Consider the following 12,446-nt stretch of genomic DNA (forward strand, 5'->3'; position numbering starts at 1 on the left):
GTACAGGTCGATCTCGATTTAAATTTTTTTCCCACCCGGCCACTCAACGATTTGGAACGTCGACGAAATCCTTTTGCACCCGCCAATCCCTCTCACCTCGCCCCCTTCAGGCCGTCTCACGTTTATGCTTATCGCATCTCACGTGGCGCAACTACCGAAACGGCCTCTTTCATGGACCTCACGGGCCGGTTTACTGACTTTTCCGGACATGGTTTTCCATGCACTCTGGACGATGATCCGTCCTGCCGGACGAAATTTCGGGGCGACTCGGCAGAAAAGTCGGAAAAGATGCACCGAAAATTCGGGAGAGAAATGACCGTAAACCGTACGGGGAAAGCAGTGCGGCGACGCCTTCACGCGGCGGCGGGAATCCTCGCGCTCATGCTGATGGCCGTCCTGATACCCTCCGTACCGGCCGGGGCGAGCATGAGCGCGGTGGGCTGCGGTGACACGCTGACCTCCAGCGTCGCCCTCACCGTTGACCTGACCTGCGCCCCGGGCAACGGCCTGACCGTCGACGCGGACAACATAACCATCGACCTCGCGGGCCATACCGTGTCGGGTGACATGGTGGTGGACACCCACTCGCGAGTAACCGTGAAGAACGGGCGGCTCTCAGGTCTCAGCGCCCTCCGCAGCGCCGCCGTGACCCTCTCCAAGGTGGCGGGCGTGTCGCTAACGGTCGAACGCCTGTCGACCGTGATCGCCGAGGGGACGCCAAGCACCTGCGTGATAAATTCCATCAGGGTCTACCTGGCCTACCTGACGATTGACCACTGCACCGTCCATGGGAGCGGCAGCTTCAACCAAGCCCGGCAGCCGGCGGTGAGGTCGAGCATACTGAGCAACGGCCGGCTGACTTTCAACGAAAGCTTCGGCGGCGTGTTCACGGAAAACGTCTTCGACAAATTCCCGGTGGAGATGAAGTGGGACTCACGCAACTTCACGTTCCGCGGCAACGCCTTCAAGAACGCCGACACAGCCCTCAGCACGGACGGAATCCTGGGAGGGACATGGGACACCACGGTCGAGCACAACGTCTTCAGCGACAACGCCATCGGCATGCGCGCCTCCCCGAACTTCGACCGTGTGATCGTGCGGGACAACGTCTTCAGCCACAACGGAACGGTCGGCCTGTTCATCAACAACACGGTGCTACCCCGTCAGCTTTATCCGGTCTCCGGCAACGTCTTCAGCCACAACGGGCACACGCCCAGCGGGATCACCGACCTGTGGCATCAATCCATCCAAGGCGGCCTACACGTCTTCAACTCCAGCAACACGGATGGCCCGGACTATCCCCCGATCACCCTGACCCGCAACATCGGTTCGGGTAACGCGGGCCACCTCATCTGGGGAATGGGGCCGCAGGTGGCCGACGGAGGCGGCAACCAGGGCCCCTGCGGTCCCCAGCCCCATACCAGTCTGACCTGTTTCTGAGGTCCGCGGCGCGAGCACCCGCCAGAGCCCTTCCTCCAGAAACCCGTGAGGTCTTCCGGCAACCAGCGAGGTCATGATCCGGCGGGGTACCGGAGGTCACCGGGCGCCCCGAACACCGCCCGGTGATCCTTCCGCCGTTCTCGCGGCGTCGCACCCTCTGGGCGGCTTACCCCGCCAGGAGGAGGGCGGATCAGCCTGGGGACGGATGCCCCGGCGGGGGTGGCGGCCTAGCGTCCTGTGCGACAGTTCCGCACAGCGAGGAAACTCCCATGTTCAAGGACTCAGCCGACTTCAGGCGGGTGGCCTCCGGCACACTGCTGATCGTCGCCCCACTCCTCCAGGCGATCGCCGTCGTCCTCGACCCCGGCACCTGGGGCGACGACCGGGAGGCGGTCAGCTACGGCGACAATCCGGCCCTGGCGCAGGTCCAGTCGGCCATGTACCACTGGGCCTATCTGCTGATGGCCCTGGCGGCCCTCGGGCTGCTGCACGTGATGCGCCGCCGGGCGGTGGTCTTCGGGCACATCGTGGGCCCGCTCACCGTGCTCGGCTACGTCAACCTGTCGGGCATGCTGCTGACCGACCCGGTGGAGTGGTGGCTGGGGCGGCACCACAGCCCCGAGGAGAGCGCCAGGATCCTCGACGAGATGCTGAACCTGCCCGGCGTCGTGTTCGGCTTCCAGATGCCCTGGCTCTTCTTCGCCATCTTCGGGCTGCCCATCCTGCTGGTCGGCGTCTGGCGGGCCGGGTTCGCGCACTGGTGGGTGCCGCTCGCCGTGGCGCTCGGATACGGGACCTCCCTGGTGATCCCGTACGGCCCGGCGACGGTCGTGGCGTGGGCCGTCCCGGCGGTCGCGCTGGGCCGGCTCGGCGTCGCGATGCTCAGGATGAGCCGGGAGGAGTGGATCTCCTACTATCCGACCGCCGCCCCGGGCCGCACCACCCCCGACTCGTACGCGAACACCACCGCCTGAGCCCGGTCCCGCAGATGGAGCTTCATCAGCACCCGCGCCACATGGGTCTTGACCGTGGCCTCGCCGACGAAGAGCTCGCCCGCGATCTCGGCGTTGGTCAGGCCGCGGGCCAGGGACCGCAGCACCTCCAGCTCACGCGGGGTCAGCTGGGCGAGCTGCGGCGGCGGCGCGGGGTCGTGGCGACCGGCGAAGGAGGCGATGACCCGGGTGGTGACGGCCGGGTCGAGCAGGGCGTCACCGCCCACGACGACGCGGATGGCCTCGACGAGCTGCTCGGGCGGCGAGACCTTGAGCAGGAATCCGCTGGTTCCGGCGCGGAGCGCGGCGTAGAGGTTCTCGTCGGTGTCGAAGGTGGTCAGCATGACGATCTTCGGCGGGTCCGGCCGGTCGAGGAGCTGCCTGGCCGCGGTGAGGCCGTCCATGCGCGGCATGGAGATGTCCATCAGCACGATGTCCGGACGGGTACGGCGGGCCACCACGACGGCCTCCATCCCGTCGGCCGCCTCCCCCACCACCTCCATGCCCGGCTCGCTCTCCACGACGAGCTTCAGCCCGGCGCGGACCATCGCCTGGTCGTCGGCGATCACTATGCGGACGTTCATCTCTCCTCCTCGCCCGGCCGTGCGCCGGTCCGCCTCGTCGTCGGCCTAGCTGATCCGCTCATCGGCGAGCACCTCCTGGTGGGAGATCGGCAGGGAGGCGCGGACCCGGAAACCGCCCTCGGGACGGGGGCCCGCCTCGAACGTGCCGCCGAAGAGCGCGGCGCGTTCACGCATGCCGACGAGACCGTTGCCCGTCGACAGCTCGGACGGGGCGCCACCGCCGCCGTCCAGGATCTCCAGTTCCACCGAGTTCCCGCGGTAGGAGACGATGATCTGGATCTCGGAGTCGCTCGCGTGCTTGACCGCGTTGGTGAGGGCCTCCTGCGCGATGCGGTAGGCCGACAGGTCCAGGCCCGGCGCGAGCCGTACCGGCTCCCCCCCGACGGCGAGCGTGATCCGCAGGCCGGAGGAGACGAGTGTGCTCACCGTGCCGGGCAGCAGGTCCAGGCCGGGTTGCGGGATGGCCTCGTCGAGCGGCATGCGCAGCGCGCCGAGCATGACGCGCAGCTCGTCGACCGCCTCACGTCCCATCCGTTCGATGCCGAGAAGCATCTCGTCGTTCCCGTGGCCGGTACGGCGGAGCACCCCGGCCTGCATGACCATCATGCTGACGCTGTGGGCGACCACGTCGTGCAGTTCGCGGGCGATGCGGATCCGCTCCTGGGCGACGGCCTCGGCGGCCTGGCGCTCCCTGTCGCGTTCCAACCGGGCGGCGTGGTCGGCCAGGTGGCGGGCCCTGGTGGCGTAGGCGTGCACGGCCAGGCCGGTGAGGTAGGCGGCGCCGAAGACGACCGTCAGGAAGATGACCTCTTCGAAGGGGAGCCAGCGGTGGTCGACGGCGCCCGAGTCGAAGACCAGGACACCGGTCAGGGCCCAGGCGAGGCTCCGTCTGACGGTCAGTTCGGCGCCGACCGTGTGAAAGACGATCAGCAGGGAGGCCAGCTGCCAGGTCTGGCAGTGCTCGTAGCCCTGCCGGTGCCAGAGGTACTGGGCGAGGATCATCAGGATGAAGACCGCGACCGGAGCCCCGCGCCGGAACCAGATCAGCACGCCGGTGACAAGTGCCTGGCCGATCCACCACAGTTCGGGTGTCTCGGTCGCGCCGTACTCGACGGCGACGGTGAACGCCTCCAGCGTGCCGAGGGCGATGACCGCGAGACCGATCAGGAGGTCGGCTGTCGGCACCGTACGGAGATGCCGGACGAACAGTGCCGTGCGGAGGTGTCGGGCAGGGGGGAAGGGAACCGCCATGCGGGGAGACTAAGCCTTCGCGTCCTCCTTGCATATAGGACAAAACCTTCAGACAAGCCGCTTACAAGTGGTCCGCAAGTCAGAACCTCGGGAAGGTCACACTCCGGACGAACCGGTTGGCGAGCGCGCTGTCACAGGTACCGGGCGCGCAGAAGTAGATCATGAGAGCCGGTTCGTCCGGCCGCTCCACCGCCCATCCGGTGAAGTCGAGCTTGCCGCCACGCTGCGGATCGGCGATCGACCCCTCCAGCCGTACCGCAGAGGCCCCGCCCACCCGCACCTGCACCGCCTCGGAGAACACGTTGACCGTGCCGGGCAGCGAGGACTGCAGGGTCTCCTGAAGCTGCTGGACCCCGCCGTTGGGAGCGAGCGTGTCCAGGGTCTGCGCGTAGATCCCGGCGGCCTCCCCCGGAGAGTCCTTGATGATCTCGTTCACGGCCGCCCAGTCGGCGGTGACCGGCGTGCCGAACAGCGCCTCGAACTCCTCCCCTCTCGGCGAGGCCATCACGAACACGTCGGCGTGCGGGCGCAGGGTCCAGCCGCCGGGGTGCTCGAACGCGATCGGCACGGCGGCCGAACCCGGGTGGGGCGTCCACGCCCCGCCGCCCCGCAGGACCGTGGCGAGCACCGCCACCAGCGCGACGACCGTCGCGATCGCCACCCCCGCGCCGATGACGATGTTCCGGCCGCCCCGGCCGGATCTCTCCCCGCCTTTCCTCCCCGCCCCCTGCCCGGCCCGGCCCCTCGTCCGATTTTCCGCCGTCGAGGGGCCTGAGGTGAGCTGGTAGGACTGGCCGCTGATCGCGTCACGGAGTTCGGCGACGAACTCCGTGCAGGTGTCGTAGCGCTGCTCGGGCGACTTGGCCAGTGCCCGCGCCATGACGCCGTCCACCTCCAGGGGCAACTCGGGCCGGAGCGTGGTGAGCGGAGTGGGGGCCTCGGCCAGGTGCGCCCAGAGCAGCGCGATCTCGTTGTCACGCTGGAACGGCAGCCGACCGGCCAGCGCCTCGTAGACCACACAGGCCAGGCCGTACTGGTCACAGCGGCCGTCGATGTGCTCCTTGTTGATCTGCTCGGGGGACATGTAGCGGGGGGTCCCGATGAACTGGTCGGTCTGGGTCAGCCCGGAGATCGAGGTGCGGTGCTTGGTGATGCCGAAGTCGGTGAGGTAGGCGTGGTCGCCCTCGGTGTGGCCGGCGACCAGGATGTTGGCGGGCTTGACGTCCCGGTGGATGAGATCGTGCGCGTGGGCGGTGTCCAGCCCGGCGGCCACCTGGGCGAAGATCCGGTTGACCTGGCTGATCGGCATCGGCCCCCGGTCGAAGAAGAGGCGGCGCAGGTCGGGGCCGTCGACGTAGCGCATCGCGATGTAGAGCGTGCCATCCTCGGCGGAGTCGGCCTCGTAGATCGGGATGATGTTGGGGTGGTCCATGCTCGCGACCGTCCGCGACTCCAGGACGAAGCGCTGGCGGAACCGGTCGTCCTCGCCGAGCAGTGGATTGAGGATCTTCAGCGCCACCCGGCGGTTGAGCCGGGGGTCCACCGCCAGGTAGACCACGGCCATGCCGCCTTTGCCGATGAGGTCCTCGATGTGGTACCCGGCCACCTCCTGGCCGATCAGGGATCTGTCGTTCACGGTCGTCACGTCTCAGACGGGTGACCGCAGTAGCCGCAGAAGCGGTGGGCGGGCCCCAGCCGCATCCCGCACGCGGTGCAGTACTTCTGGGCGGCGGTGTCCATCGGCCGGGTTCCCGTGTCCCGCGCGCCCGGCTCGGCCCCGGGGTCCCGTGCGACCAGCACCGGCAGACCGGGCGAGGTGGACGTCACCTTGGGCAGCGCGGGGAAGGATCGGCTGACCACCACCGTGGAATCGGCCACCTCCTCGGGAAACGGCCGCCGAGGCGGAGACGACGGGCTCAGGGAAAGCGAACCGGTCCCGGCGGAACGACTCGGCTCGGTGGGACGCCCCGGCTCGGGATCCCCCCCTGTGGCCTCCTCAGGCCTGTCGCGCCTCCAGAGCAGGAACGCGACGGCCGCCACGACCAGCACCAGCAGGGTACCGCCGACGATGAACGGCCACAGGGGAGGCGTGGATCCGCCCCCCGCGGCGGCGTCCGCCCTCCTGGCCCCCTCGTCCTCGGCGGTACCGCGCTTGTCCTGGGCCGTCTTCAGGTGCGCCGCGGCCACGGTGTGTCCGGGGTAGAGGTCCAGGACACGCTGGAAGGCGGGGACGGCGTCGCCGTAGTACTTGGTGTGGAAGCGGGTCAGCGCCTGCTCGAAGGCCGCGTCGATGGGGCCTCGCCCGGGCGCGACCTTGGCCTCGGCCAGCGCCTTGGTGATCTCCCGCACCCCGATCATCCGGCCGTCCTTGCCCCCGCCGATCAGCAGCCCGACGACCTCGCCCTTCTTGTCCTCGATCACCGGCCCGCCGAGCAGGCCCCTGTCGATCAGCGCCCCCAGCTTCTCCGGCTCGTTGACCTTGTCCTGCGGGTCCTTGAACCGCCGGCCGCCCTCGCCGGCCCCTCCGGCACGCAGATGGGCGATGTCCACGGTCTCCGGCAGGTTCGCCGCGGGCCGCGCGACGAACCCGGCGACCGCCACCGGTGAACCGTCCTTGTCGGGCACCGAGGCGGCGAGCGGCGCCGTGGGAAGCCCGGCGCCGCCGTCGGCGCGCCCGACGGGCGTCAGCACGGCGGGGCTGTCGGATCTGTCGCCGGCGCGGACGATCTCGGCCTTGAACCCCTCCTTGTCCGGCGGGGAGATGTTGGGGAAGACGTGGATCTCGGTGGTGACGTCGACGATGCAGGTCGCCGTGGGCTGCTTGGGCGGGTAGCACTCCTGCAGGTGGTGGTTGAGCCGGTCGTCCTTGATCGTGTGCTGCTCGAAGTCCTCGGGGATCTTGACCTTGTGGTGCTCGGCGAAGATCTTGTTTGCGGCGTACACCGCCATGTCCCGGTCGGTCTTGACCACGCCGGTGAGGGTGACGATGCCCCCGTCGGGGTTGATCACGGTGCCGGTGCCGGTGCCGATCGGCACCTGGTAGCTACGTTCCACGTGGACGAGTTCGCCGATGTGATCCAACAGAGTGATGTCGACGCGGGCCTTGGCCTCGATCCTGACCACCGCCGGGGTCACCAGGTCGGTGATCCCGCTGGGGTGTTCGTGAGCCAGGGCAGGGATCGCCGCGGCGGCCACCACAACGAGGCCACCGAGGGACGCCAGAGCAACACCGAACCGCCGCATAGCCACTCCCAGTGGGGGATAAGGACAAGCCTGGCAACCGTAGTGCAGAAGTCAATAGAACGGTGCATAGACAAGCGCTTGATAAGGAAATAACCCGCGTTTCGCAAGCAAGCATGGTGGGTGAGCCCACCGGCACAGCAGCCACAGCACCCGCATTACGGAACAAAGAACGCCATATCGGACAAGCCTCGGCATGTGATCTTTAATCGGCTCGCACTCGCCGACCACGGAGCCACGTGGAGGGAGAGAGGCGAGGGCGCGTGAGCACCGCGGGAGCCGGGGGGAGCCGGAGGGAGATGCCTGGGAGCGACGGCATGAGCGCGGGGAAAAGGCCGCCGCGGGTCCATGGTGCGGGCGTCGGCGGAGGCAACGGCATGAGCGCGGGGAAAAGGGCCGGAGAGTGGGAAGGCCCGCTCGGGCGGGGAGGAGATCCCATCAGGCGCGCGGACGCGGAGGCACCGCGCGGGAGGACGCCCGATCAGGCTCGCGGACGCAGAAGCACGGCGGGGTCGAAGCCGACCTCGAACGGCGCGAACAGGCCGGCCGTCCTGCCCGCCTCGTGCTTCTCGGCCGGCTTGTACTCGTCCCCCGCGAGCTCGTGGACGTACAGCGAGGGCCCCTCGGACAGCTCGACCCGCCAGTACAGAGGGATGCCCGCGGCCGCGTAGGCGGCCTTCTTCATGTGCCGGTCCCTCGACCGGGTGCTCGGGCTGACCACCTCGACCGCCAGCAGGATGTCGTCCGGCGCGAACATCAGCTCCGTCGCGGGGACGGTCTCCGTCCGCACCACGACGAGATCGGGGATGAAGAAGTCACGGGGACCCACCCCGAGGTTGACCTCCTGCAGCGGCTGAAACTCCGGTGGTGCGGCGTCTTCGAGGATCCGCACAAGGCGCAGGCTTGCATACTGATGCATAGGCGTGGGTGAGGGGCTCACCAGCAGGCTCCCGTTGAAGAGCTCGTAGCGGTTTCCGTCGTCGGGAAACTTGAGCAGGTCGTTGACGGTGAACGGCGGCTCTCCTGGAAGAACAGTCCGCCTGGCCGTCGGCTCCGTCGTTGCCATCGCGGTCACCCACTCAGTATCGGGAATCTCGCCTCTGCGCACATGCTACTTCCCGCAATTTCCTAACCCAAAGTAGCCAGCCTGTCACGATCGAACCAGTCCCGGGCGCCCTGCCGTACGGCGTCGTGGACCGCTCGGGCCACCCGGGCGCCCCAGAGCGAGCGGGGACCGCCGAACAGCTCCTGCGGGCCGGCGTCGCGTACGGCCACGCAGACCGCGTCCGAGGCGGTGCCCGTACCGGGAAAACCCTCCTCGGCCAGCGCCTGGGTCTTGGCCTCGGTGACCGTCATGACGGCGTTGACCAGGGCGGCGTCGCTCATCGCGACCGGGACGGCGACGATGATGTTGATCGTCCCCGGGAGATACATCGGCGCGAGCTCGGGATCGGGGACGCCGTCCGGGGCCGCGGCCCAGGTGGGAACGCGCAGGCCGACGGTGGCCACCGCCTCCACTCCCCCGTCCTCCGCCCGGGTGAACCGGTCCACCGAGGCCGCGGTCAGCATGCCGACGCCGGGTCCCCGCGGGGCCATCTCCAGCAAATGGTTCACCGGGTCCATCCGCGAGTAGCCGCCGATCACCTGGGCGTTGAGCACCCATCGCAGGGGGCCGATGCCGCCGCCGACCATCGCCGAGGAGACGGCCCGCCAGCCGGGGCCGAACTCCCACAGCAGCGAGGCCAGCCGGGCCCCGTCCTCCTGGCGACGGCTCAGCCCGAGCGTCCACGCCGGTCCGCTCCCGACCACGCCCTCCCGCTGAGGGGCCCGGTAGGGGACCGCGTCCTCCACGTGGGGGCTCGGGTTCCCGGGATGGGAGGTCGGGTTCCCCGGTGAACCCGGGTGTCCGGGATGGGGGCTCGGGTTCACCGCCCGTACCGGGTGGGGCTCGGCCGCACCCTCGTCGTGACGGTCGGGGGTCAAGGGCGCTCCAGGTGGACCTCGGGCCGGCCGCCCACGCCGACGGCGACCCGGACGCGGGCGTCGAAATGCCGGCCGATCAGTTCTTCGGTCAGCACCTCGGCCGGGGCGCCGGAGGCCGCCACCCTACCGCGCGCGATGAGCATCATCGAGTCGGCGTACTGCCCGGCGAGACTCAGATCGTGCAGGGTCGTGACCACGGTCAGCCCGTCGGCCAGCCGGAGCCGGTCGACGAGTTCCAGGACCTGCTGCTGGTGTCCGAGGTCCAGGGCCGTGGTGGGCTCGTCGAGCAGGAGCACCGGGGCCTGCTGCGTCAGCGCCCTGGCGAGCACGACCCGCTGGCGCTCGCCACCCGACAGGCGGCCGAGCGCGCGAGAGGCGAACGAGGACAGGTCGAGCCGCTCCAGCACCGACCCGGTCACCTCCCGGTCCCCCCGGCTCTCCCGGCCCAGGTAGGCGATGTACGGCGTGCGGCCCAGCAGGGCGTAGTCGAAGACGGTCATGTCGACCGGGAGCGCCGGTGCCTGCGGGGCGTAGGCGATCAGCCGGGCCCGGTCCCTGGATCTGAGCCGGCGGGCGGGCAGGCCGTCGACGAGCACCTCGCCCGAGTACGGCAGCACCCCGGCCACCGCCTTGAGCAGCGTGGACTTGCCCGCGCCGTTGGCGCCGATGACGGCGAGCCAGTCACCGCCGCGCACCTCGAACTCAACCCCGGACAGTACGGCCCGCGTCTCCAGGACGACGGAGAGTCCCTTCACCCGGACGTGACTCATGCGATCGCCCCTATCCCGTGGCCGGCCGCGTTCCGCAGGTCGGGTGGCCGGGCTCGCCGGACCGGACGGCACCGTCCGCTCACGTCTCCACCCCCCTGGTCATGCGCAGCACGGCCACGAAGAACGGCGCGCCGACGAAGGCGGTGACCACGCCGATGGGCAGTTCGGCGGGGGCGAGCACGGTCCGGGCGATCAGGTCGGCCAGGACCAGGAAGGCGGCACCGCCGAGCAGTGAGAGCGGAAGCACGGTCCGGTACGACCCTCCGGCCAGACGGCGGACCACGTGCGGGACCACGATGCCGACGAAGCCGATCAGTCCGCTGACCGCGACGGCCGAGGCGGTGGCCAGGGAGGCGGCCAGCAGCACGACGAGCCTGACCCGGACGACGTTGAGGCCGAGGCTGGCCGCCTCGTCGTCGCCGACCGAGAGGACGTCGAGCAGTCTGCCGTGCAGCAACATGGTCACCACCGAGACCAGGGCGTAGGGGATGACCAGCCTGATGTGGCTCCAGTCACCGCCGACGTCGCCGAGGATCCACGCGTAGACGCGCCGGAGTTCCTCCACTCTGAGCTGCTGCAGGAAGGTCTGGATCGCGGTGAGGAAGGACGACACGGCCACACCCGCGAGGACCAGCGTGGCGGTCCCGCCGCCCCGGCCGGCCACGTTGCCCAGCGCGTAGGCGAGCAGCACACCGCCGATGGCCCCGGCGAACGCGGCGACCGGGATGAGCAGGGCGTTGTCGTCGCCCTTCATGAGCACGATCACCGCCGTGGTCGTGAGACCGGCCCCGGCGGCGGCTCCCAGCAGGTAGGGGTCTGCCAGCGGGTTGCGGAACACCCCCTGGTAGGCCGCGCCGGCGGCGGCGAGCAGCCCTCCGACGATCACGGCGAGCAGGACCCGGGGCAGCCGGAGCTCCCAGAGCAGTCCCTGCTCGATCGGGAACAGCCCCGAGTCCACCGAGACGAACGGCAGCCAGTCGAGCAGTTGCAGCGCGACCTTCCGCGGCGCCAGGTCCGCCGCGCCGATCAGCAGGGCTGCGAGCATGCTCGCCAGCAGGACGCCGCACGCCGCCAGTGCCGCCGGCAGGCGGAGGCGTGGCGCCCTCCGGACCGTGACGCCGGGGGAGGCGCCCGGCCCCCAGCCGTCGCCCGAGATGTTCGACGGGGACGTCTCGGGTGAGGTGCCGCCCGCGGCGGCGGAGGGGGCGGGGGCGCGGGGGAGGTCGGTCACTTAGCTGTTCGTGGCCTTCTGGACGGCGTCGCCGACCTGCTTGGCGAGGTCCACGACGCGCGGGCCCCAGCGGGAGGCGACGTCGTCGTCAAGGGCGACGACCCGGTCGTTCTTGATCGCGGAAAGCCTGGACCAGCCGGGGCGCTTGGCGAGGGTCTCCCTGGACTGGCCGCAGCACTTGGTGTCGGCCAGGAAGACGAGGTCGGGGTCGGCCTTGGCGACGAACTCGGCGGAGAGCTTGGGATAGCCGCCGGCCGCCTCGGGAGCCTTGTCGGCGATGTTGGTCAGGCCGAACAGCCCGTAGATCTGGCCGATGAAAGTGGTAGACGTAGCCGAATACGGGGTTTTGTCCAGCTCATGATAGTAGGTGAGGTTCTTGCCCTTGGGCGCGGCGGCGGCGAGTTCCTCGATCTGCTTCCTCATCCCGGCGACGAGCTCGGTGGACCTGGCCTTGTTGCCGGTGGCCGCCCCGAGGTCGGCGATCTGGTCGTAGGCCTCGTCGAGCCTGCCGGCCGCGGGCTCCAGTAGCACCGGGACGTTGAGCTTGCCCAGCTTGGCGACGACACCGTCGGTGTCGTTGGAGAGCACGATCAAGTCGGGCTTCCTGGCGATGATCGCCTCCACGTTCGGCTGGAAGCCGGACAGGTCGCTCCTGGGGGCCTCAGCCGGATGGTTGGACTGGTCGTCCACCGCGACGACCTGGGGGCCCGCGCCCACGGCGAAGAGGCTCTCGGTGGCGGAGGGGGACAGGGAGACGATCCGTTCGGGCCTGCTCGGGATCACGACCGGGCCGTTGCCCGCCTGGACCGTGACGGGGAAACCCGGCGCGACGGTGGCGGCGGGGGTGGCCGAGCTCACGGACGCGGTGGAGTTCTGACCGCACCCGGCCAGGGCCAGCAGGCCGAGGAGCGCGCCGGCGAAGACGGTACGTACGGGCCTCACGCGAGGTCCTTTC

The 12,446-nt window shown here is 69.7% G+C and carries 11 protein-coding genes; 2 read left to right on the forward strand and 9 right to left on the reverse strand.

The window, feature by feature from the left end; translation table 11 throughout:
* The first annotated feature begins 381 nt into the window (after positions 1 to 381).
* Together ABZ194_RS05650 and ABZ194_RS05655 are read left to right on the forward strand one after the other, a co-directional pair.
* On the forward strand, positions 382 to 1,440 hold the full coding sequence (locus ABZ194_RS05650; protein ID WP_355592700.1) for a right-handed parallel beta-helix repeat-containing protein: 1,059 nt from the start codon (positions 382 to 384) through the stop codon (positions 1,438 to 1,440).
* 269 nt (positions 1,441 to 1,709) lie between these two features.
* Positions 1,710 to 2,414: a hypothetical protein gene (locus ABZ194_RS05655; protein ID WP_355592702.1), complete on the forward strand. Its 705-nt coding sequence runs from the start codon at positions 1,710 to 1,712 to the stop codon at positions 2,412 to 2,414.
* Here the strand turns inward: ABZ194_RS05655 and ABZ194_RS05660 are convergent.
* The 9 genes from ABZ194_RS05660 to ABZ194_RS05700 all read right to left on the reverse strand — a co-directional run bounded on the left by ABZ194_RS05660 (position 2,354) and on the right by ABZ194_RS05700 (position 12,433).
* Positions 2,354 to 3,016: a response regulator transcription factor gene (locus ABZ194_RS05660; protein ID WP_355592704.1), complete on the reverse strand. Its 663-nt coding sequence runs from the start codon at positions 3,014 to 3,016 to the stop codon at positions 2,354 to 2,356. The genes ABZ194_RS05655 and ABZ194_RS05660 overlap by 61 nt on opposite strands.
* Before the next feature lie 45 nt (positions 3,017 to 3,061).
* Positions 3,062 to 4,267: a sensor histidine kinase gene (locus ABZ194_RS05665; RefSeq protein ID WP_355592706.1), complete on the reverse strand. Its 1,206-nt coding sequence runs from the start codon at positions 4,265 to 4,267 to the stop codon at positions 3,062 to 3,064.
* Between the two features lie 79 nt (positions 4,268 to 4,346).
* Positions 4,347 to 5,903 carry a serine/threonine-protein kinase gene (locus ABZ194_RS05670; protein ID WP_355592708.1) on the reverse strand — a complete coding sequence of 519 codons (1,557 nt, stop codon included), beginning with the start codon at positions 5,901 to 5,903 and terminating at the stop codon, positions 4,347 to 4,349.
* 5 nt (positions 5,904 to 5,908) lie between these two features.
* Positions 5,909 to 7,510: a hypothetical protein gene (locus ABZ194_RS05675; RefSeq protein WP_355592710.1), complete on the reverse strand. Its 1,602-nt coding sequence runs from the start codon at positions 7,508 to 7,510 to the stop codon at positions 5,909 to 5,911.
* A 478-nt stretch (positions 7,511 to 7,988) separates the two neighbouring features.
* On the reverse strand, positions 7,989 to 8,573 hold the full coding sequence (locus ABZ194_RS05680; protein WP_355593139.1) for a Uma2 family endonuclease: 585 nt from the start codon (positions 8,571 to 8,573) through the stop codon (positions 7,989 to 7,991).
* Between the two features lie 62 nt (positions 8,574 to 8,635).
* Positions 8,636 to 9,490, reverse strand: coding sequence for an adenosylcobinamide amidohydrolase (locus ABZ194_RS05685; protein ID WP_355592712.1), 855 nt, complete (start codon positions 9,488 to 9,490; stop codon positions 8,636 to 8,638).
* Entirely contained in the window at positions 9,487 to 10,260 is a 774-nt protein-coding gene (locus ABZ194_RS05690) for an ABC transporter ATP-binding protein (RefSeq protein ID WP_355592714.1), read from the reverse strand. Before ABZ194_RS05690 ends, ABZ194_RS05685 begins: the two co-directional genes overlap by 4 nt.
* Positions 10,261 to 10,339: 79 nt before the next feature.
* Positions 10,340 to 11,305: an iron ABC transporter permease gene (locus ABZ194_RS05695; protein WP_355593141.1), complete on the reverse strand. Its 966-nt coding sequence runs from the start codon at positions 11,303 to 11,305 to the stop codon at positions 10,340 to 10,342.
* A gap of 186 nt (positions 11,306 to 11,491) precedes the next feature.
* Positions 11,492 to 12,433: an ABC transporter substrate-binding protein gene (locus ABZ194_RS05700; RefSeq protein WP_355592716.1), complete on the reverse strand. Its 942-nt coding sequence runs from the start codon at positions 12,431 to 12,433 to the stop codon at positions 11,492 to 11,494.
* Positions 12,434 to 12,446 lie beyond the last annotated feature (13 nt).

This window comes from Streptosporangium sp. NPDC006007 (assembly GCF_040614315.1).
Lineage (GTDB): Bacteria > Actinomycetota > Actinomycetes > Streptosporangiales > Streptosporangiaceae > Streptosporangium.